Annotated in this window: 21 protein-coding genes and 1 riboswitch; of the genes, 12 read left to right on the top strand and 9 right to left on the bottom strand. The window is 44.2% G+C overall.

Features of this window, described 5'->3' with window-relative positions:
* Positions 1 to 8 precede the first annotated feature (8 nt).
* The 4 genes from purC to purE are packed head-to-tail and all read right to left on the bottom strand — an operon-like array spanning position 9 to position 3,673.
* A complete protein-coding gene (gene purC / locus NSQ26_RS00935) occupies positions 9 to 725 on the bottom strand; it encodes a phosphoribosylaminoimidazolesuccinocarboxamide synthase (protein ID WP_499718831.1) in 717 nt (238 codons plus the stop codon).
* A gap of 12 nt (positions 726 to 737) precedes the next feature.
* Complete coding sequence (gene purB / locus NSQ26_RS00930; protein WP_499718830.1) at positions 738 to 2,030, bottom strand: adenylosuccinate lyase; 1,293 nt, start codon at positions 2,028 to 2,030, stop codon at positions 738 to 740.
* 27 nt (positions 2,031 to 2,057) lie between these two features.
* Positions 2,058 to 3,188: a 5-(carboxyamino)imidazole ribonucleotide synthase gene (gene purK / locus NSQ26_RS00925; protein ID WP_499718829.1), complete on the bottom strand. Its 1,131-nt coding sequence runs from the start codon at positions 3,186 to 3,188 to the stop codon at positions 2,058 to 2,060.
* On the bottom strand, positions 3,185 to 3,673 hold the full coding sequence (gene purE, locus NSQ26_RS00920) for a 5-(carboxyamino)imidazole ribonucleotide mutase (protein ID WP_499718828.1): 489 nt from the start codon (positions 3,671 to 3,673) through the stop codon (positions 3,185 to 3,187). Before purE ends, purK begins: the two co-directional genes overlap by 4 nt.
* 122 nt (positions 3,674 to 3,795) lie before the next feature.
* Positions 3,796 to 3,897, bottom strand: a riboswitch (purine riboswitch).
* Between the two features lie 166 nt (positions 3,898 to 4,063).
* Between purE and NSQ26_RS00915 the strand changes: the two genes are divergently transcribed.
* The 4 genes from NSQ26_RS00915 to NSQ26_RS00900 all read left to right on the top strand — a co-directional run bounded on the left by NSQ26_RS00915 (position 4,064) and on the right by NSQ26_RS00900 (position 6,871).
* A complete protein-coding gene (locus NSQ26_RS00915) occupies positions 4,064 to 4,762 on the top strand; it encodes a hypothetical protein (protein WP_499718827.1) in 699 nt (232 codons plus the stop codon).
* Between the two features lie 65 nt (positions 4,763 to 4,827).
* Positions 4,828 to 5,385 carry a GNAT family N-acetyltransferase gene (locus NSQ26_RS00910; protein ID WP_499718826.1) on the top strand — a complete coding sequence of 186 codons (558 nt, stop codon included), beginning with the start codon at positions 4,828 to 4,830 and terminating at the stop codon, positions 5,383 to 5,385.
* Positions 5,386 to 5,450: 65 nt separating this feature from the next.
* Positions 5,451 to 5,999 carry a GNAT family N-acetyltransferase gene (locus NSQ26_RS00905; protein ID WP_499718825.1) on the top strand — a complete coding sequence of 183 codons (549 nt, stop codon included), beginning with the start codon at positions 5,451 to 5,453 and terminating at the stop codon, positions 5,997 to 5,999.
* Between the two features lie 86 nt (positions 6,000 to 6,085).
* Positions 6,086 to 6,871 (top strand): hypothetical protein, encoded by a 786-nt coding sequence (locus NSQ26_RS00900; protein WP_499718824.1) that lies wholly within the window; start codon positions 6,086 to 6,088, stop codon positions 6,869 to 6,871.
* A gap of 67 nt (positions 6,872 to 6,938) precedes the next feature.
* On the opposite strand, the gene NSQ26_RS00895 is transcribed toward NSQ26_RS00900, so the two are convergent.
* Positions 6,939 to 7,130 (bottom strand): NETI motif-containing protein, encoded by a 192-nt coding sequence (locus NSQ26_RS00895; protein WP_499718823.1) that lies wholly within the window; start codon positions 7,128 to 7,130, stop codon positions 6,939 to 6,941.
* Positions 7,131 to 7,297: 167 nt separating this feature from the next.
* Between NSQ26_RS00895 and NSQ26_RS00890 the strand changes: the two genes are divergently transcribed.
* On the top strand, positions 7,298 to 8,062 hold the full coding sequence (locus NSQ26_RS00890) for an anthrax toxin lethal factor-related metalloendopeptidase (RefSeq protein ID WP_245701241.1): 765 nt from the start codon (positions 7,298 to 7,300) through the stop codon (positions 8,060 to 8,062).
* 78 nt (positions 8,063 to 8,140) lie between these two features.
* Here NSQ26_RS00890 and NSQ26_RS00885 read toward each other — a convergent pair whose 3' ends face one another.
* Positions 8,141 to 9,631, bottom strand: a complete 1,491-nt coding sequence (locus tag NSQ26_RS00885) for an esterase/lipase family protein (RefSeq protein WP_499718822.1) — start codon at positions 9,629 to 9,631, stop codon at positions 8,141 to 8,143.
* Positions 9,632 to 9,832: 201 nt separating this feature from the next.
* On the opposite strand from NSQ26_RS00885, the gene NSQ26_RS00880 reads away from it, so the two are divergent.
* Together NSQ26_RS00880 and NSQ26_RS00875 are read left to right on the top strand one after the other, a co-directional pair.
* On the top strand, positions 9,833 to 10,486 hold the full coding sequence (locus tag NSQ26_RS00880) for a futalosine hydrolase (protein ID WP_499718821.1): 654 nt from the start codon (positions 9,833 to 9,835) through the stop codon (positions 10,484 to 10,486).
* Complete coding sequence (locus NSQ26_RS00875) at positions 10,483 to 11,313, top strand: menaquinone biosynthesis family protein (RefSeq protein ID WP_499718820.1); 831 nt, start codon at positions 10,483 to 10,485, stop codon at positions 11,311 to 11,313. The genes NSQ26_RS00880 and NSQ26_RS00875 overlap by 4 nt, the downstream gene beginning before the upstream one ends.
* 47 nt (positions 11,314 to 11,360) lie before the next feature.
* On the opposite strand, the gene NSQ26_RS00870 is transcribed toward NSQ26_RS00875, so the two are convergent.
* Entirely contained in the window at positions 11,361 to 12,116 is a 756-nt protein-coding gene (locus NSQ26_RS00870; protein WP_499718819.1) for a MerR family transcriptional regulator, read from the bottom strand.
* 164 nt (positions 12,117 to 12,280) lie between these two features.
* Here NSQ26_RS00870 and NSQ26_RS00865 point away from each other — a divergent pair, with 164 nt between their 5' ends.
* From NSQ26_RS00865 to NSQ26_RS00850, 4 genes are all read left to right on the top strand, one after another.
* Positions 12,281 to 13,375, top strand: a complete 1,095-nt coding sequence (locus NSQ26_RS00865; RefSeq protein WP_499719948.1) for a type III polyketide synthase — start codon at positions 12,281 to 12,283, stop codon at positions 13,373 to 13,375.
* Between the two features lie 2 nt (positions 13,376 to 13,377).
* Positions 13,378 to 13,932 (top strand): isoprenylcysteine carboxyl methyltransferase family protein, encoded by a 555-nt coding sequence (locus NSQ26_RS00860; RefSeq protein WP_499718818.1) that lies wholly within the window; start codon positions 13,378 to 13,380, stop codon positions 13,930 to 13,932.
* Positions 13,933 to 14,247: 315 nt separating this feature from the next.
* Positions 14,248 to 15,978 carry an ABC transporter ATP-binding protein gene (locus NSQ26_RS00855; protein ID WP_499718817.1) on the top strand — a complete coding sequence of 577 codons (1,731 nt, stop codon included), beginning with the start codon at positions 14,248 to 14,250 and terminating at the stop codon, positions 15,976 to 15,978.
* A 26-nt stretch (positions 15,979 to 16,004) separates the two neighbouring features.
* Positions 16,005 to 18,002, top strand: coding sequence for an ABC transporter ATP-binding protein (locus tag NSQ26_RS00850; RefSeq protein ID WP_499718816.1), 1,998 nt, complete (start codon positions 16,005 to 16,007; stop codon positions 18,000 to 18,002).
* Between the two features lie 50 nt (positions 18,003 to 18,052).
* Here NSQ26_RS00850 and NSQ26_RS00845 read toward each other — a convergent pair whose 3' ends face one another.
* Complete coding sequence (locus tag NSQ26_RS00845; RefSeq protein WP_499718815.1) at positions 18,053 to 19,252, bottom strand: cytochrome P450 family protein; 1,200 nt, start codon at positions 19,250 to 19,252, stop codon at positions 18,053 to 18,055.
* A 159-nt stretch (positions 19,253 to 19,411) separates the two neighbouring features.
* Here NSQ26_RS00845 and NSQ26_RS00840 point away from each other — a divergent pair, with 159 nt between their 5' ends.
* Entirely contained in the window at positions 19,412 to 20,020 is a 609-nt protein-coding gene (locus NSQ26_RS00840) for a hypothetical protein (protein WP_499718814.1), read from the top strand.
* A gap of 77 nt (positions 20,021 to 20,097) precedes the next feature.
* Here NSQ26_RS00840 and htpG read toward each other — a convergent pair whose 3' ends face one another.
* Positions 20,098 to 21,978 carry a molecular chaperone HtpG gene (gene htpG / locus NSQ26_RS00835; RefSeq protein ID WP_499718813.1) on the bottom strand — a complete coding sequence of 627 codons (1,881 nt, stop codon included), beginning with the start codon at positions 21,976 to 21,978 and terminating at the stop codon, positions 20,098 to 20,100.
* Positions 21,979 to 22,054: the final 76 nt, after the last annotated feature.

Below are 22,054 nucleotides of genomic sequence, written 5' to 3'. Positions count from 1 at the left end.
TGCTTTCTCTAACTACTGGAAGTACTTAACCGCGCTAAAATCTCCTCATACCCCTCTTGCAAGTTTCCTAGTTCATGACGAAACAAATCCTTATCTAGTCGGGCACCTGTTTTCTCATCCCATAAGCGGCATGTATCAGGAGAAATCTCATCTGCGAGTAATAATGCACCTGTCTCTGTCTTGCCGAATTCTAGCTTAAAATCAACGAGTATGACGCCGAGGCGAGCAAATAACGACGAAAGTAATTCGTTTACACGCAAAGCTTGTTCTTTCATCCGTGCCACTTCCGCTTGTGAAGCCGCCGCAAGAATGGCGATATGATCTTCAGTTACGAGCGGATCCCCAAGCGAATCATCTTTATAGCAAAATTCAACAATTGGCTCTGCGAGTTGCATTCCTTCCTTCAAACCAAGACGATGGGCCAGACTACCAGCCACTTTGTTACGAACGATCACTTCAAGTGGAATAATCGTGACGCGTTTTACAAGTTGCTCTGTTGCCGACAACTTTCGCACAAAATGAGACGGGCATCCTTTTTCCGCTAATGTTGTAAAAATCATGCTTGAGATCTCGTTATTTAACCGCGCTTTCCCCTGCAAAATTGCATGCTTCTCGCCATTAAAAGCTGTTGCCTCGTCCTTGTATGCAACCCATAACAACTGTGGATCATCGGTCGTATATAGTTTCTTTGCTTTCCCTTCATAACAAAGTGCGCCCTTTTGCATCAACAACTCCCCCTATAAGCCGAGACGTTCAAAAATTGTATCGACATGCTTCATATGATGCGTTGGATTAAAGCACTTCTCTAACTCAGCTACTGGTAACACAGCTGTAATTCGCTCATCTGCAACGAGCAAGTCGCGGAATGACAACCCGTGCGCCCACGCTTCCATTGCTTTTGGTTGTACAAGATCATACGCTTCTTCACGTACCATCCCTTCGTCAATTAAGCGTAACAACACGCGTTGAGAATAAATTAAGCCATATGTCCGATCCATATTGCGTTTCATATTTTCCGGGAACACTGTCAAATTTTCCACAATGTTACTGAAGCGATGGAGCATGTAATCAAGTACAATTGTTGCATCAGGTAAAATGACGCGTTCTGCCGAAGAGTGAGAAATGTCGCGCTCATGCCATAAGACGACGTTATCGTACGCGGTATTCATATACCCACGCATGAGACGAGCAAGACCGGTCATATTCTCAGAGCCAATCGGGTTCCGTTTATGCGGCATCGCCGACGAACCTTTTTGTCCTTTCGCGAAAAATTCCTCGACCTCACGTAGCTCACTTTTTTGTAGCCCGCGAATTTCAACGGCCATTTTCTCGATTGACGTTGCAATTAACGCAAGCGTCGCCATATAATCAGCATGTCGGTCTCTTTGCAGCGTTTGGGTTGAAATCGGCGCGGCCCGCAAACCGAGCTTTTCGCACACAATCTCTTCAATACGTGGATCAATGTTCGCGTACGTTCCGACTGCCCCTGACAATTTACCAACGCGTACCCCTTCAGCGGCAGCCGTAAAACGGGCGATATTACGTTTCATCTCTTCATACCAAAGCGCGAGCTTTAAACCAAACGTCGTTGGCTCGGCATGCACCCCGTGTGTTCGTCCAATCATAACGGTATATTGATGTTCACGGGCTTTAGCCGCTAATACGTGCAAAAACCGCTCTAATCCAGTCGCAAGACGTTCATTTGCTTGTTTCAATAGAAAGGAAAGTGCGGTATCAACGACATCTGTTGATGTTAATCCGTAATGTACCCACTTACGCTCCTCGCCAAGTGTTTCTGAAACCGCCCGTGTAAAAGCAACGACATCATGATGTGTTTCCGCTTCAATTTCTAAAATCCGGTTCACATCAAAACGCGCGTCCGCTCGAATTTTCTTTACATCTTCGTCGGGAATAATGCCCATTTCCGCCCACGCTTCACACGCCGCAATCTCGACTTCCAGCCACGCTTGGTAGCGGTTCTCATCTTTCCAAATTGCACCCATCTCTTCTCTTGTATACCGTTCAATCATCACACTGCCTCCATCTCTACATCCACTCTAATGTAACGCTTTTTTGCGCCAAAACGCGTTCAATATTTCTAAACACCCATCCGTATCATTACCGAGCACGGTGACATGCCCCATTTTTCGTTGGTACTTGACGTGCTTCTTACCATATAAATGTAAATAAGTTGAAACAGCACTAGCAGGTTGCTCTGGCACTTCATATACACGCTCCCCGAGAATATTTTCCATCACTGCCGGTGTTTGTAGCGTTGTATCACCAAGCGGCAACCCACAAATTGCGCGAATGTGTTGTTCAAATTGTGAAGTTTTACATGCTTCTATTGTATAATGCCCCGAATTATGAGGTCTAGGCGCAAGCTCATTCACGTAGAGTGTCCCATCTTTTTTAACAAACATTTCTACCGCGAGCGTCCCAACAACATTTAGTCCTTCTGCTAAACGACAGGCAAGCGCTTGTGCTGATGTTGCTGTTGCCGTCGAAATCCTAGCAGGCACAATGGTCCGGTGTAAAATATTATCGCGGTGTTCATTTTCGGCGACAGGAAACATGGTTATTTCCCCATGAACGGAGCGCGTCACAATGACAGAGATTTCTTTAGCAAAATCCACTTTCTCCTCTAACACAAGCGGTCCATGCTGCAACAACGAGACGGCGGCTTCACGCAACGCACTTGCATCATGCACTACGACTTGTCCTTTCCCGTCATACCCACCGAGACACACTTTTAAAATCGCAGGAAATCGCATATTTGTTGCAGCAAGTGCCACATCATCGACCGACAAAATCGTCATGTAACGGGCAACAGGCACACCGAGACGTGTAATTGCCGCTTTCTCCTGCAATCGGTGTTGTGTTGTTTCTAATACGTCCACTCCTTGCGGAAAATATCCGTGCGCACGCACGTCGCGTAACGTAGCTGCATCGACGTTTTCAAACTCATACGTTACGACATCACTTATTTCAGCAAGCGCCCGCATCGCTTGCTCGTCATGGTAGGGTGCGACAATTACTTCATCTGCCACTTGTGCGCATGGGCTGTCACCATCTGGATCGAGCAATGCAATGCGATACCCTATTTCTTTTGCCGAAAACGCCATCATCTGACCAAGTTGTCCGCCACCGATGATACCGATCGTCGCACCAGCATCGATTATCTTCATTCTAAATCACCGCTCATGCATACGACATTTGCGGCAATCTCATCGCGACGTTGTTGCAGGCTCGCACGAATGTCGCAATCTTGGACAGCCAATATTTGCGCCGCCAGCAAAGCTGCATTTGTCGCGCCCGCCTTACCGATCGCAACGGTTGCCACCGGAACGCCGCCAGGCATTTGCACAATGGATAGCAAGGAGTCGATCCCTTTTAATGATTGCGATTCAACCGGGACACCAATGACAGGCACAAGCGTTTTCGCTGCCACCATCCCTGGCAAATGCGCGGCGCCACCTGCACCCGCGACGATTACTTTTAAGCCCCGATCGTGTGCCTGCTCGGCGTACATAAACATTTGATCTGGTGTACGGTGTGCAGAAACAACCTTTTTTTCATAAGGAATACAAAGCGCCTCTAATACTTCACACGTATGCTGCATTGTCTTCCAATCAGAGGTACTGCCCATAATAACCCCGACCACTGGTTGCATGCTGATCCCCCACTTTATTTTTTTCCACTACAAAAAGCGCCATATGAGCCTCTTCTCCACTTCTACTTTACAGGGGGAGAAAGGCGCAATGCCGCGCTTCATGCACCGACACGCCCCGCGTAGTCGATGATTCTTCTCCTCATAGTCCGATCATTTACGGTGACCGGGTAGAAACGTTCGAGCCTTATTCTCGAGATTATATGAGGTACGATATACTTTTCTTTACAACTTCAGTGTACGCGACGACATCCAAGTTGTCAACACATAAACGAACATTTTATCCATGCATCAATATAATGTTCGTTTTTAGTACCTCAATCCTCCTCTACACATTCACGACTTTCTATGCATATACTAAAAAGACATCTGCCTACATAGGGAGGAAGAACGATGACTTTACAACATTGGACAAAGCGACTTTACTTGTTTATCGTCTTTATTTTCGGATGGGGGAGTGCCGCCGTCTCTATTGCGACTGAGAATGTCATTGATCCGTACCTTGCACTCATTTGCGGGATGAGCCCCTTATGTGCGGCGCTTATTACCTACATGAGCCAAAATCCTTCCTCTTTTCTTGCACGAATTCATTTCACCTTCCCCCATACTTATTGGTGGCTCGGAATACTTTTACTACCCATCTCTTTTTTTGCTGTGCTTTATGCCTCATATGAATTAACCATTCCTTCAATCGTATGGAATCCTTTCTTCTTAACTGGCGTTCTCCTCATCGTCCTTTGCCATGAGATAGGGTGGCGTGGCTTCTTACATTGTGCCGCACCTCCTCATCATTTTTGGCGTACCTCTTTCCTTGTTGGATTTGCGAGCAGTTGCTGGCACATCCCAATTTGGCTCATCTTCTTTTCAGTTAGTAACGAAACATTGCTCATCATTGCTTGCTACTTGATGCTTACAGCAGCACCACTTTCCTTTGTCACCATCGTGAGTCGCTCCATCGTTATGACAACCATCTTACAAACAGGGCTCTTTCTCATTATGTTCGTAGCCATTACTTCAACGACCATGACATTCATTATGTTTTCACTCCTACTCATTTTAAATGGGATTGTGATGCTTTTAGACAACAAGTAGATGAAATAGCTTGACATCAAGCTATTCCGAGACTATCATTGTGAAAACAATGGAGGGGATACGATATGGTCTATGATCCACACGAGCAAACACTCACGACCGAGAGACTCTTTTTAAGGTTATTTCAACGATCTGACGCAGAGACGGTTGCTGAACTTTGCAATAATGAAAATATTTATCAGAACACAATGACACTTCCTTATCCGTACACGATTGATGATGCACTCATATGGATTGGACGTCATCATGACAACTTCGAGGCAGAAAAATCCTATGAATTTGCGATCACAGACAAGAAAAGTGGACAACTATATGGCGCCATCGCGCTCTCTCACCAAAAAAAGCACCAACATGGTGAACTGTCCTATTGGATTGGAGAGCCATACTGGAGTAATGGCTACGCGACAGAAGCTGCGCAAGCAATAATCCTATTTGCCTTCAACGAAAAAGCGTACCATAAAGTATTTGCGCGTCACTTTGCCTCCAATCCGACCTCAGGAAAAGTCATGCAAAAGTTAGGAATGAAGCAAGAGGGGCATCTCATTAATCATGTAAAAAAAGACGACCGCTATGAAAGCCTGATTTATTATGGCATCATCAATCCAGCATTTCGTACTAGTTAAAGAGTCTTCCCATTCGTTGAACCATTTGCTATACTAGGTACATTTATATGAGAGGAGAAATCGCTATGTTTACACACCAACTTAATGATGACACATCACTAAAATTACTTACGCTACAAGATGCACCTGCGCTATTTTCACTAGTAGACAACTCCCGGGAACATTTACGACCATGGATGCCATGGTGCGATGCGACAAAAGAAGTCTCTGATTCTGAAAAATTTATTCAAGCAACAATGACAAAATTCGCAAACCATAACGGCTTTGAAGCTGGGATTTGGTATCGCGGTGAGATCGCCGGGGTCATCGGCTTCCATTACGTTGATTGGCATAGCAGAAAAACATCTATTGGTTACTGGCTCGGGGAATCGTTTACCGGCAAAGGACTAGTGACCCTTGCCTCGAAAGCACTCATCAATCATGCTTTTGACACATACGATTTAACGCGGATAAACTTATGCGCTGCCGTTGAAAACAAAGCGAGCCAAGCGGTTGCCGCGCGACTTGGCTTTACAAAAGAGGGTGTCACTCGGCGGGCGCAGCGAGTGGGAGATGTGTTTCAAGATTGTGTGGAGTATGGATTGTTGAAAGAGGAATGGACAAACCGCACATAAAGAACGAGATCTTTCAACGCCAACTAAGTTGGGGGATCTTTTTCATCTGCACAAAAAGCACCATAACCAACGTTAGGAGCGATAAAATGAATACACTAAAATGGTTTCTAAGCTATATTAGTACATTATTAACATTAACAGTTATTACTACAATGATTGATCTCTTTTCCGGGAGTATGCGACCGAGCCTATCAGATCCCTCCAATCTTCAATATTACTTTTTCGTTTCGGTCATTTTAAGTACAATGGCCGCATTCCTGCCTTTTCTAACCGTAATCGGTACACTTATTGGTGAAATGGTCTTCCGGTGGCTACCAGATAAAACATTATCTATAGGAAACGCCATGATCTTTTTATTCATAGGTATATTATTCCCATTACAAATGAGCACTATAATGGATAACCTCTGGACACTCCTAACTTTCACATCAGATGGCTGGCTTGGTATTGCAATATGGGTCGCAGGAGGATGTATCATCGCGCTTATCTTGACGAAAATTCCTTTTCAGAAATCACTACCTATCATGTTCCTATTTATTCTTCCCGTTGCTATTGTACTGATAAAAACCCGCTTTCAACTATGGGATTCATGGGTAATTAGTATCTGTTTCTCTATGTTCATTGGCACGGCGCTCTTCAATTTAATTAAATCACAGGGAAAAAACCCATTACCACTCTCATTAGTGGCGATCATCGCTGGGCTCATTACACTATTCGCTTCATTTGGAGCAGACTTTGTCCATATTGGGGTACTAATCTTTATTTGCTTCTCCTCAATCTTATTCTACTTGTTTAGAACATGGTTCGAGAAAGTGCTAGAGGGAAAAAGCTCCATTGCACTCGATATTTTCAAGCGTAGAAAAACGTCCTAAATATTTATAAAAGTCCATTCACTCATGCCCTCAAGCAAACTGCGCGAGGGCTGTTTTCAACCCTTTATTATTCCTCCCTCACCCCCTCAAACACAACTCGTTGCCGCAACCACACTGGATCCTTCTCACCTTTCTTTTTCACAAAAACAGGCTCTTCCTTCCGGCGTACTGGCTTATAGCCCGCTTGCCTCATCCTTTCAAGACAGTCACTAACTGTTTCATGTTCTTCTACTTCAAACGTTTGCTTTCTCGATTTCATTATCCACACCCTCTCCTATATTTAGTTTAGCATATATGCACGTTCAGTTCCTGATACGCCCTACTGGATAAACGACACATTTTTTCATAAATGCTTCATTCGTCTAACACTTGTCCACTCGTTTACACATATCCTATTTTATTGATAGAAATAGGAGGTGAATAGTGATGATGAAAAAAATCTTCTGTAGTCTCTTATTACTCATTTCAACCGTTGGATCCGCTTCCTATGCTCACGGTCCTGGTGAACACCTTACAGATGACCATGAAAGTGCTGTACCTCATGTAAATCCCGGACATCTTGAAGGTAACCTCGATGGCCTAAATCACACTGAGAAAGATGTGCCAGCTGATGAATACGTGCCACAGTTTCTCAACCAATTGATCCTTATCGAAACAAGTGGTGCTTACGATCAACAAGAAGCCAACAATATGGTCAATAGACTTCAACAAATTGACGAGCAACTTCTCTACGCACTCTATATTCGCAATATCCGTATTAAACTCATTAATTTCCCCATTACGCATTTACCAGAATACGCTCATTTACGTGGCATAGTCCCACGAGGCTGGGAGGGAACTGGATACACGTGGGATCATGTCCCAGGCATTGGCGGTAATCCAGCAGTTGCGCGGATTGGTTATAGTGACTACGGCAATATGCACACTTCAATTAACCTAGAATTACACGAAGTCGCGCATGCCATTGACATCTATGTATTCGGTTATATTAGTTACTCTACACTTTTCCGCCAAATTCATGCTTATGAACGATTCTCATTCTCGAATAGCTCTTACTATGCTTACCCAGAAGAATATTTTGCGGAAACTTTCGCTTACTATTATCGTAGCCCCCAATCACGGCAAACATTGTACAACCGTGCACCATACACGTACTGGTTCATTCAAACTTTAACTTCACGCCTCTACTAATTAACTGACTCGTTCACACAAAAAGGGACAGCCTCTCATCGCTGTCCCTTTTCACTATACGTATTTCATCTCATCCAATTACTTATGAAACACGCGACCTCGTTCATCAATATAGCGATGTTCAATCACCGTCCGCTCAAACGTCTTACCACTTTTCGTCTTTCCTTTCACATTCATCGTCAACGTTTGAGAGGTGTTGCGTTTTAATGGTGCTACATCACCTGCCGCTCCCCCCATCTCCATATTGGTTGCAACCAGCTCATCATTCACATATAACGTATAACTCGTTTCGTCTTCGTTGACCACATCTTTAGATTGAGACATGCTCACCATGCCATTTGTTCCAGCAATCTCAATATTAGGAGAGATCCCTCCTTCAATTGTTGTGATGGCAAGAAAGCCTGTATCCGTTTGTTCGTCTTCGCTATGCATCGCAATAGACCATTCGCCTTCTACCGGTTCATCCACTGCAAATACATGCGTATAAGCACCTTCAAAGACACTACCTTCTGTTTCTTCATACACATCGCTTACCGAAACATTGACGCCTGACGGAGAAATTAACGTTGCTTCCTTTAACTCTTCACTTGCTAAAAGAGAAAGTGTCATTTTCGATACTTCATCTTCAACAAAAAATTGTGCTGTCCCTTCTGCTAAAAACTCACCACCGCGAATGATGTTAGCGCTTTCATTACCTTCCTCGACAACAGGCTCTGACTGAACAGTCCCGCGTAATTGTTCACGAATGTATGGGAAAACGAGGTAACCTGTTTTCATACCATAGTGGTCCCATGCACGAGAAGCAATTTCTTGAGAGTATGGCAAACGTGAACTTTGAACCGTCACTGCACCATCATTTGGACCGAAAGAAGATAAATATAAACCACCAAAAAACAACTCTGAACCAAATGAACCCCACGATGTCCCTGACAACGTATACACTGGGATGTGACTATTGCGGGCAAGTGGATCGGTTTGGGCTCGGAAATGCGCCATATCTCCCGTTCGAAGCGATGCGGTTGCTTCATTGCGCTGCCCAATGATCGCCGCTAACCAACCTGCCCAACTGCTGAAAGCGAGATCTGCTAACGGACTACCATAATGTGGGCTACCTAGCGTAATGATCTTCTCTACATAAGGTGTTGCACCATAGTGTAACAAAGCTGATTGCATATCAACGCCGCCTTTACTATAGCCAACAACAACGATTTTCTCACCAAAATAGCGATGCATTTCTGCTAACTTGCGGCTTAATAATTCCCCATTCGTCCACATAGAACGATCAGGATGTAAATTAATAAATGCTGTAGGGTGCCCAGCTGCATAGGCTTGGTCATACATGTCATTTTGTTGAAACCAAGTTGATGATGATCCACCTAAACCATGCACAAACAACACAGGCGCTTTTGTCTCTCCTGAAGGCGTTGCACCAACAAACCAAGTTCCTACTGGCACGCTTGGATCTGGGAAAAACTTCCCTTGGATACTAGGCATTGCCTCCACACGTGCAGAAGGCACCAAGAGCAACCAAACACAACAAAAAAGAAGTACCAATTTTAAACCTTTCAAATCATCAGCCTCCTAAGTATCAAACTATTTCCATAGTAAGCGCTTACATTATCTTCTGTCAAGGGTTTTCGTGTAAAATTCATGTGAAGATGAGATTGCTTAAATCAATATCATTCCTGAATGATTTCTTACTGCTCCAATGATATACTAATAAAAAATGAGCGATCAAGCACCCCACCGAAACAGAAAGGTTAGATATCCATGCAAAGTAACCCTCAAACATTAATTGTCGTCTCCGTTGCCGCGGAAAAAGAAGCGATATTAGCCGGGCTTGGCAGAGACGACACATTCGATGTCATCATTGGCGGTGTCGGTATTGCCCAAGCTGCTGCACATACAGCAAAGAAACTGCGCGAAAAGACATATGACCGCGTCATCAATATGGGCATCGCCGGTGGATTTGAAAATAAAGCACCAGTTGGATCGATCGTTGTCGCAACAAAGATCATTTCCCCGGAAATAGGCGCAGAAGCACCTGATCATTTCCTCACAATCGACGAACTTGGCTTCGGTACGCATATATTTTCTTCACCTAAAGAAGAAATGACGCGAATTAGCGCCACGCTCTCCAAGACGAACAGCGTGACAACGGGCGCAATTATCAGTGTCATGACGGCAACAGGGACACAAGAAACAGCACAAGCACGATTACAAGCCATTCCTCATGTTGTTGCAGAAGCAATGGAAGGATACGGTGTGGCCACCGCCGCAGCGTTATTTCATTGTCCTGTCTTTGAAATACGCGCCATCTCTAATGTTGTTGGCATCCGTGACATCTCGACATGGCGTTTTAAAGAAGCATTTGCTGCACTGACAAAAGCAGCAACCGCATTGAAGGAGTTGTATAAACGATGAACATCGCTTTTTCCCCTTGTCCAAACGATACCTTCATTTTTTATGCATGGGTACATGGAAAAATCACTGGTGTTTCCCCACCCGAAGTGACATATGCCGACATTGAACAGACGAATGATTGGGCCGTCAATCAAATGGGTCCCGACATCTTAAAAATTTCCTATGCCACATTGCCATCGGTGTTAGAACATTATCAACTCATTCCTTGCGGTGGTGCACTAGGACGCGGCTGCGGCCCCCTCATCTTAACAAAGTCGAAGCAATCAGCCGCGTCGCTCAAGCAGCAAACCATTGCTGTGCCAAGTGAACGTTCTACTGCCTACTTATTATTTGGGCTTTGGGCAGAAAAACATCTCGGCCATGAGTTAGGACGTATTGTCGTCATGCCGTTTACAGACATTATGCCCGCCATCGAGGCTGGCATTGTTGATGCTGGGCTCGTCATCCACGAAGCGCGCTTTATTTATCACACGTACGGGCTACATTTATTACAAGACCTTGGCTTGTGGTGGGAAGAAGAAACAGGGCAACCGATCCCGCTTGGCGCCATTATTGCGAAACGTCACCTTGACCGCGATCTTATCATTCGTACAATCACTGAATCTGTTCGTTATGCATGGGCCCAACCGCAAGAGACAATGCCATATGTCCTCAAACACGCCGAAACACTGACGAGTGATGTGGCAAGTGCGCACATCGAGTTGTATGTCAATCACTTTACCGAGCAGCTTGGCGAAGATGGATACGAAGCAATTGAAACATTGCTCGGACGTGCTGCTGCGGCCGGGCTTGTGCCCGCCTTCAATCCCGCTCAACTACGGTCATAACAAACACACCCGCTCACATCATTGTGAGCGGGCAAGTGGCGCAAGTATTATTGCTTCGTATAAGCGATAATTGCATCACGTAACAATACCGCACCATTTGGTACCATGTCATTATAATACGCAGCAAACCGTTCATCAGCGACATACATCTCAGCTAACCCGGCATGCGCCTCTTTCGTGTAGTCTTTCCACGTATACATGAGCCACGCGCGATGTGCTTCGGCAAGTGCCAACTTCGCACGCTCGTCATCTGAAGTCTCACTTACTTTTTTCAACAACTCCTGCACCCGCACCGCTTCGGCTTGCATTCCTTCATAGTCCGCCCGTGACATCTGCAACATTTTCTCATTGGCAGCATCTACGACGTCATCACCATACTTATCACGCACTTCCTTAGCATACGTTTCTTCATTGACAGCGACAAGCTTTTCTTTAAACGCTGTAAATTTTTGCTCATCTTGCATTGTTTCTCCTCCTTCCTTACTTTTTATCGTTTGCTCAACCGTTTCAATTAAGCGATTCAAGCGATCGCGCTCTTGCCGCAAGTGTTTCTCATGCGCACAAAGCGCGGCGACTTCATCAAACTGTGGATCGGTTAAAATGGCACGAATCGTCTCTAAGCTCACATCAAGCTCACGATAAAACAAAATGTGTTGCAGCAAATCAACTTGTTTTTGCTCATAAAAGCGATAGCCAGCGTCATTGATATAAGCTGGTGGTAGTAACCCAATTTCATCGTAATATCGCAACGTCCGCGTACTCACCCCTGCTAATTGCGCCAGCTGTTTAATTGAATAAGCCATTTTTCACCTCCCACTACTGTTATCCTATACTTTGACGTAACGTCAAGGTCAATACTTTTTTTAATTTATTTTTTAAGATGTCGACCTTTTCTATGATGACGCATACGACCGGTGGTGAACGGACAAGCTATTTCCGACTACAGAAAGAACCCGAGGTGATGCACATGGCTCATGTCTTATCCGTCAGTACATACGATCCGCCTTATGTTTTCGAGCAATCCGATACAGCGGCATTAGCAAAACAATTATTTGCTGATCACTTTCCCGATATTGATCGCCTTTTAAATGTGTTTGCGAATGGTGAAATTAAACAACGACACTTTTCTGTTCCCTTCACATGGTTTAAAGAGGATCATTCCCTGCAAGAGCGCAACGATTTATATATTAAACAAGCAACGGCGTATGGGCGTGAAGTCGTGACCCGCTGCCTTTCTCACCCTGCCCACTTAAACCGAACGATTGAACCAAGTGAAATTGATGCGATGATTTGTGTCTCTAGTACGGGCATGTCTACGCCGTCACTCGACGCCCGCATCATGAATCAATTACCCTTCTCACCACATACAAAACGCATTCCGTTGTGGGGACTCGGCTGTGCCGGGGGAGCGAGCGGACTAAGTCGGGCCTACGAATATACAACGGCGTTTCCAAAGTCAGCTGTGTTGCTTGTTTGTATAGAATTATGCGGATTAACCTTTCAAAAACAAGACCCGTCCAAAAGCAACTTAATTGGCACATCTTTATTTGCCGATGGCGTTGCCTGTGCCCTTATTTGCGGCAAAGAATCGCCCTTAAAAAACGCGGCCACGGAAACCACTTTACCAACCATCCAGGCAACCCAGTCAACACTCATGCCTGACTCTGAAGAGGTAATGGGCTGGGATGTGAAAGACAGTGGACTACACGTTGTCTTTGCTAGAAGCATTCCTCATATTGTAGAGAGTTGGCTCAAAGATAATGTGGAAAACTTTTTAGCTGCCTCTGAAAAGACGGTCGATGATGTGGATCATTTCATCGCTCATCCTGGTGGCAAGAAAGTCATTACTGCGTACGAGAAAGCACTTGGATTTTCAAGTGAGATGACCGCCACTGCCCGCCACGTCTTGCAGCATTATGGAAACATGTCGTCACCAACCGTGTTATACGTCTTAAAACAGTGCTTACAAATGCCACACCAAATTGGCGAGTCCGGGCTCGTCGCCGCACTCGGACCAGGATTTTGTTCTGAATTATTATTATTGGAATGGATGGGAGATTGACCATGACTATTTCCTACATCATTATTGGACTTCTCATCGCACAACGCCTCGTAGAAGTGCTCGTTGCCAAACGAAATGAACGATGGCTAAAAGCACATGGCGGTATTGAAATTGGTGCACGTCACTACCCATTCATCGTCGCTTTGCACGCCCTCTTTTTTGTAAGCTTAATAGCTGAAGTACGCTTTACGGACGTATCTTGGCAGGCATGGACGTTCATCCCCCTCGTCATTCTCGTCTGTGCACAAGTGATTCGTATTTGGGCGCTTTCGTCTCTCGGGAAATTTTGGAACACGAAAATTATTGTCCTTCCCGGAGCAAAGGCAGTCACAAAAGGACCTTATCGTTTCATGCGTCATCCAAACTATGTCGTTGTCATATTAGAAATTGCTTGTATTCCGTTGTTATTTCAAGCTTACATGACCGCAATCACCTTTTCTCTTGCAAATGGGGTGATCCTTTACATTCGCATTCGGAGTGAGGAACAAGCGTTACTTACTGAATCAGCTAATTACGCAACAAAATTCCAAGGGAAAAAAAGATTTTGGTTTTTTTAATAAAAAGGGTTGCTTCTATCTGAAAGCATCGTGTACAATGTAAAAAAGCTTGACATTTTATAAATAGGAGGTGAGACCCATGCAAAAAAACAACATTCAAACAACTACTTTACAATCACATAAACGAGCGGTCTCACTGCAAATTATTTGTGTTCTATAACAACTTTGCAAAACAGGCCGCATGTTACTTGCGCCGCACATACATAACCGTTTATTCAGATGTTGTGGCTCCGTCGCAACGTCTTTTTTGTGTTTGTATGTAAGGAAACAAAGAACAAAATGAACAAAAACCCTTACAGAGAGAAGTGAAAACAATTGTTAAGAGTATTAAAACAACTATCTTGGTTTTTCAAAGAACATAAGAAACGCTATATACTAGCGATATCGATTTTAATTCTTGTAGGCTTTATAGCGCTTATCCCACCCCAACTAACTGGCTATGCGATTGATCAATTCCAACAAGGGGCATTAACAGGTACACGGGCAACATTACTCGCTGTCTCCCTACTTATACTTTCACTCACTATTTATGGACTTGACTTCGCCTGGGCGCATCGTATGTTTGGCGGTAGCTTTTTACTCGGACGAACACTGCGCTCCCGCCTCATGCGGCACTTATTTCGGCTTGACATACCCTTTTTTGAAAAACAAAAAACGGGTGATTTGCTTGCGCGTGGCACCAATGATATGAAAGCGATCTCGATGACAGCAGGGTTTGGGATTTTTACCCTTGTCGATTCAACTGTTTGGATGCTAACTCTTTTAATTGCGATGGCATGGCTCATTGATTGGAAACTGACGTTAGCAGCTGTTTTGCCACTCCCAATTGTGGCCATCTCGGTAGCCTACCTCGGAAAACTCATTCACGTCCGATTCACAAAAGCACAAGCTGCTTTTGGCGACTTAAATAACCGCGTACTAGAGTCTGTTTCTGGCATGAGAGTGATTCGCGCTTTCCGTGGCGAACGACGAGACGAAGCCCAGTTTAAAGCTGACAGCACCGACGTGTACAATTATTACTTACAAGTAGCTCGCATTGAATCTTTTTTCGCACCGGTTGTCAGTTTTGCTGTTGGTTTAAGTTACGTTATTTCTCTTGGATACGGTGCTTACCTCGTTTTTCATCAGCAACTCACGCTCGGTCAAATTGTCACGTTTAATTTATATTTGGGGATGTTAATTTGGCCAATGTTTGCCCTTGGAGAGCTCATTAACGTCATGCAACAAGGTGGGGCTTCTTACAATCGGGTTCGGGAAACGCTGGCCGCAAAAAAAGCCGTTCACACACCAGAAAACGCCTTATCACTTGGCGGACACGCACCGATTGTTTTTGACAATGTTTCTTTCTCCTACCCTGAAACAAAAGAATACCAACTAAAACACCTTTCTTTCACCATTCACCAAGGCGAAACGATTGGGATTGTTGGCAAAACAGGGAGTGGGAAATCTACACTCATTAAACAATTGCTAAAATTTTATCCGTATGGAGAAGGAACGATTACCATTGCTGGTACGCCTTTATCCGATGTCCATCAGCAAGATATTCGCGCCCTTATTGGCTATGTCCCACAAGATCACGTGCTATTTTCGCAAACAGTTCGGGAAAATATCTTATTTGCGGCTAAAGAGTCCAATGAGTCTGATCTACAACGGGCCATCGAAACGTCATCTTTCAAACAAGACCTGGCATTTTTACCGAAAGGATTGGACACGAAGGTTGGTGAAAATGGTGTGTCCCTCTCCGGTGGACAAAAGCAACGCATTTCCATTGCTCGGGCACTCATTAATGACCCCGACATTCTCATTCTCGATGACTCGTTGTCCGCTGTCGACGCCAAAACGGAAGCGGCCATTACACGCAGTATCCAACAAGAACGGGCCGGAAAAACAACCATCATTACGACACACCGAATTTCTGCCATTACCCATGCCGATCACATTATTGTGCTTGATAACGGACAAATGATCGCTCACGGCACACACGAAGCACTTATGGCTGAAAATGGCTGGTATGCTGAACAAGCGCGCCACCAAGCAGTCGAGTAATCGACCGCGAAAGGAGGAAACCAAAAATGAGTACAGAAAAACGATTATTATCCTACGCTTTAAAATGTAAAGGCACCATTATTTTTGCGCTAGTGATGCTTTCCATTGCCGTTGCCGCCGAGCTCACAGGACCATTCATAGCGAAGAAAATTATTGATGACCATATATCCGGCATTGAACAACCATGGTACGAAACAGATAAAGGGGAACATGCTGTCGCTTACAACGGAACCTACTATACACGGGCAGCCTACCTCGATCCAGCAGATCATACAAATAGTCCTGTCCAAATTATGCAAATTGGGACGCGGTTTTTCTTTACAGACCAGCCGTTACCAACAGAAGGTGAACGCTCGTTTGAAAATGGCACGCTACGGATTGAAAATGCAGATGGTCTACATGAATCACCTGCTATCCAATTATCAACCACTGATGTCGTCGCCTTTTATGAGCCAGAAATTGGTCCAATTATGACCTTAATTCTATGGTTCCTTGGCATCATCGTTGTCGCTTCTTTTTTCAAATACGGGCAAAACTACTATTTACGTAAAGCAGCGAACTTAATTATTTTACGGATGCGAAATGATGTTTTTGCGCACCTCTCACGTGTACCGGTCCGGTTTTTTGATCATCAACCGGCTGGAAAGATTGTTGCCCGAATTACAAACGATACCGAAGCAATTAGACAACTGTACACGACCGTGCTGGCAACCTTTTTCTCCAGTACCATTTATATTTTCGGCATTTACATCGCCCTGTTTCTCCTTGATGTCCGTCTAGCACTCATCACGCTTGCGCTGTTGCCAATCTTATTCATCTGGTTCAAACTGTACCGCAAATATGCGAGTAAATTCAATCGCGCCATTCGGGCCAAAAACGCCGACATTAATGCAAATATGAATGAATCCATTCATAACATGAATATTATTCAAGCATTTAATCAAGAGCAGGCACGCATGTCGGTGTTTGAGAAAGATAATCTCGCACATTATCATCTGCAAAAGAAATTACTGACATTAAACACGCTGACTGCCTTCAGTCTCTCGGATTTGTTAAAAAACATCGTTTTCGTTGCACTGATTTGGTATATAAGCGGTGGCACCGGGGGCCTCCTCACCCTCGGAGTGTTATACGCTTTTGTTGACTACATTAATCGTTTATTTGCGCCGGTCTCACAAATGGTCATGCAACTGACAACATTAGAAGAAGCGCGCGCCTCAGGCACACGCGTGTTTGAATTAATGGATGAGACAGGTACCGACGTTGATGATGAGACCATTTCCCGTCCAACAGGACTTGTGACTTTCGACGATGTCTCTTTCTCTTATGACGAAGAAGAGTATGTGTTAAAAGATTTGACTTTCACTGTCCAACCTGGTGAGACAGTCGCACTTGTCGGACATACTGGTAGCGGCAAAAGTTCCATTATGAACCTATTATTCCGTTTCTATGATCCCCAGTCTGGAACGATTAACATTGACGGCGTTAACACAAACACGATTTCACCGCAAGCGCTGCGGGCCCATATGGGCATCGTTTTACAAGAGCCGTATTTATTTTCTGGCACGATTGCTTCCAACATTGCTTATGGAAAACCGGACGCAACAAGAGAAGAAATCGAAACAGCGCTCCGTCTCGTTGGTGGAGAAAATGTTTTTCCTAATATGAAAGACGAACTAGATAGTGTTGTCACCGAAAAAGGGAGTACACTCTCCAGTGGCCAACGGCAAATTATTAGCTTTGCCCGTGCCTTACTTGCCGATCCAGCAATTCTAGTGCTAGATGAAGCAACATCAAGCATTGACACGGAAACAGAACGTTTGATTCAAACCGGGATTACATCATTAAAGCAAAACCGGACGACGTTTGTGATCGCCCATCGCCTATCTACTATTCAAGATGCCAATCAAATTATTGTCCTCGATAAAGGACAAATCATTGAACACGGCACGCATGAATCGTTGCTACGTGCGGGCGGGACGTATGCCCATATGTATGAACTGCAACAAGGGCAAGCAGGCTAACCAAAAATAAAAACCATGCGCGTCACCTAAACAAGGGAACGCGCATGGTTTCATTTTGCTAGTACAACCGGCAGCTTGTGTAACCCACGGATGACCAAACTTTTCCGCCATGATAATGCCGCTGGGTCAACCGCCAGTTGCATATTTGGGAACCGCTCTAATAACATTGTCAGAGCGATCTCGCCTTCGAGTCGCGCAAGGGGCGCACCAAGACAGTAATGAATACCCGATCCAAATGCTAAGTGTGGACTTTTCTCCCGCGTCAGATCAAGTGTATCTGGTGTCGTTATCCTCTTCTCATCATGAGCTGCCGAAGCGAGCGAGGCAATGACCATATCCCCTTTTTCAATTTGCTGCCCCATAAATGTAAACGATTCTTTGGCCCACCTCTCAGTGCTAAATTCAACCGGACCATTATAGCGTAACAGCTCTTCTAATGCGGCTGGCACACGCGCCGGGTCTTGTTGTAACCTCTCCCATTCTTGCCGATGCGTCAATAATGCGTGTACATTATTACCGATTAAATTGACCGTCGTTTCATGTCCGGCAACAATGAGTAACATGATGACACCAATGAGTTCCTCTATTGACAAGCGATCGCCTTCTTCTTCTGCACGAATGAGTTCAGAAACCATATCCTCGCGCGGATTGTCACGTCTCTGCGTAATAAGCGCAACTAAATATTCACGGAACTCCTCCAACAACGCCATCATCTTTTGCTCACCTGATGTATCTTCTTCAAGATCAACAAGTGCATGTGACCACACTTGGAAGCGATCACGGTCAGCGGCAGGCACACCGAGCAATTCACAAATCACAATGATAGGTAACGGAAAGGCATACGCCTCAATTAAATCAACTTCTTGCTTACCTTTCATCTGATCAGCCAACTCCCTGGCAATCACTTCAATCCATGGGCGTAAGTTCGCAATCGCACGTGGGGTGAATGCTTTTTGCACGAGCATCCGTAAGCGCCGATGATCTGGAGGATCGACAAATAGCATACTATTTCCCATTAATACGGTCCCATATTCATCGGCATTATCAAAAACAGCATGCGCATTTTTGCTAAAACGCTCTTCTTTCAATACTTTCTCCACTGCCTCATACGTATACGCCATCCATACTTCGTCACCATAAGGCAACTTGGTCTTCGCAAAACTTGTTTCTGCTCTTACCTCTTTATAGCGGGCATACGGACATTGATGAAAACGATCTGAAAACAATTCAACCATCGTCTTATTGGCCATGGAAATCCCTCTTTTCAACTTCATATTATCTATCAAACGCTTATCATCCATATTCGAGAAAATGAGGAGAGATCCTTTTTTGTTCCGCATTTGTTTACGATATACTCTTTACACGGGGCAAAGTTTATCGTAAGCTATTGAAAGAGGGGGTGAGTCTAAATGACACACGATGAATTTCGCGCACTGCTACGCGAATTTAAACAGGAATTCAAACAAGAGCTGAAGCAGGAATTGAAGCAAGAATTGAAACAGGAATTGAGTCAGGAATTGAAACAGGCAATGGATGCGCAATCTAAACAAATCATGGTTGCATTCAAACAAGAAATAAAGAAAGAAATGGATGTCCATTCCAAACAAATCATGGTCGCATTCAAACAAGAAATAAAGAAAGAAATGGATGTCCATTCCAAACAAATCATGGTCGCATTCAAACAAGAAATAAAGAAAGAAATGGATGTCCATTCCAAACAAGTTATGGTCGCCTTTCAAGAAATGCAAGCGCACACTGACAAGCGATTCGAACACATGGAAAAACGGACAGATGAACGCTTTGATCGTGTCGAGCATGATATACAAGCGCTTAAAGATGACCTGCAAACGTTTAAAATTCATGTCAATACCCGCAGTGATCATACTGAACAAGATATCCAACATTTAAAAGCTGACGCGTGGGAATCAAAGAAACACACCGAATTCGCTAGAGAAAAAATCATTGATCATGACGAGCAGATCTTCATCTTACGTAAACAAGCCACCAACCTCGTTTAGCCTCTCACTTATTTAATCCCATTTAACAAAAAAAAGCAGCGCCGCCTGCTTGAAAGCAGACGACGCTGTCACGTATTTTATGCCATCACTTTACACATATCGCGTGTAAACTCAACTGGATCCTCTAACGGTAAACCTTCCATCAACAATGCTTGGCTGTACAGTAAGTTTGTATAGAGGGCTAACTTATCTTCACCTTCTTCAAACGCTTTTTGTAACGCCGCGAATACTTCATGGTTCGGGTTTAATTCCAACACTTTTTCGGCCTTCACTTGCTGGTTTTCTGGCATCGCTTGCGCTTGCAACACTTTTTCCATCTCAATCGTGATCTCACCTTCTGCTGCTAAGAAAACTGGGTGTGTTTTTAACCGCTTCGATGCACGTACGTCCTTCACTTTACCTGCAAGGAATTCTTTCATCTTCGCAAATAGTTCGCTGTGATCGTCGTTATCTGTTTGCGCTTCCTTCTCATCCTCATCAATCTTTAAGTCCGCACTAGAAACAGAGGCAAACTCTTTTTCTTCGTATGTGCGTAGCGTCTTAATCGCAAATTCGTCTACATCTTCGGTAAAGTAAAGAATTTCATAGCCTTTGTCTGCGACCATTTCTGTTTGTGGCAACTTCTCGATTCGCTCGTAAGATTCACCTGTCGCATAATAAATTTGCTTCTGGTCTTCTTTCATACGCGACACATAGTCCGCAAGTGAAACGAGCTTCTTCTCCGTTGAAGAGTAGAACAAGAGCAAGTCTTGCAAGTCCTCTTTATTCGCCCCGAAATCGCTATACACACCGAACTTTAGCTGGCGCCCAAAAGATTTATAGAACGTCTCGTATTTTTCACGATCTTTTTTCAACATCGTCTTCAACTGGCTTTTGATTTTCGCTTTAATATTTTTCGCAATCAGTTTTAACTGACGATCATGTTGCAACATCTCACGGGAAATGTTTAACGACAAGTCTTCGGAATCGACCATGCCTTTCACAAAGCTGAAGTAGTCTGGGAGGAGATCACCGCACTTCTCCATAATTAAGACACCATTTGCATACAACTGAAGTCCTTTTTCATATTCTTTCGTGTAAAAATCAAACGGCGTGTTTTCCGGAATGAATAAAATGGCATTATAACGAACCGCACCATCCACACTGACATGCACATGTGTCAATGGTTGATCAAAACCATACCGCTGATCTTGATAAAACTGTGTATAATCGTCATCTGTTAACTCACTTTTATTTTTACGCCAAATTGGCACCATGCTGTTAATCGTTTGTTCTTCCGTGTACTCCGTGTAACCTTCTTCGTCCCCTTCTTTCGGCTTGCTCATCGTAACATCCATTTTAATTGGATAGCGAATGAAGTCGGAGTATTTTTTAATAATTGCTTTTAAGCGGTACTCTTCAAGGAACTCATCGTAGGATTCTTCCTCTGTATTTTCTTTCAGTTTCAATGTTACAATCGTTCCAACTGTATCTTTTTCTGTCGGCGCAATCGTATAACCGTCCGTACCGTTTGAATGCCATTTGTACGCTTCTTCGCTGTCGACAGAGCGACTAATGACCGTCACTTCATCGGCAACCATAAAGGCCGCATAAAAACCAACACCAAATTGACCGATAATATCGTGGCCATCTTTTAACTCAGTTTCTTTCTTAAATGCCAATGAACCACTTTTTGCAATCGTGCCCAGGTTTTCTTCCAACTCCGCTTTCGTCATGCCGACCCCAGTATCTTCAATCACAAGTTCGCGGTTTTCTTTATCGGCTCGAATATAAACCGCATAATGATCTTGATCAAATTCAAGTGCCTCATCCGTTAGTGAGCGATAATACATTTTGTCAATCGCATCACTTGCATTTGAAATGAGTTCCCGCAGGAAAATCTCCTTTTGGGTGTAAATGGAGTTAACCATCATTTCTAGTAGTCTCTTTGATTCTGCTTGAAACTGTTTCTTTTCCATCAATAAAACGCTCCCCTCGATCTTGTTCATTACAATTAGCACTCTAACATCGAGAGTGCTAATTGAACCTATCTAT

The organism is Bacillus sp. FSL W7-1360, from assembly GCF_038592975.1.
GTDB lineage: Bacteria > Bacillota > Bacilli > Bacillales > Bacillaceae_D > Shouchella > Shouchella lonarensis.
The sequence above is the reverse complement of the archived record's forward strand: the minus strand, read 5'-3'. Positions and strand labels throughout refer to the sequence as shown.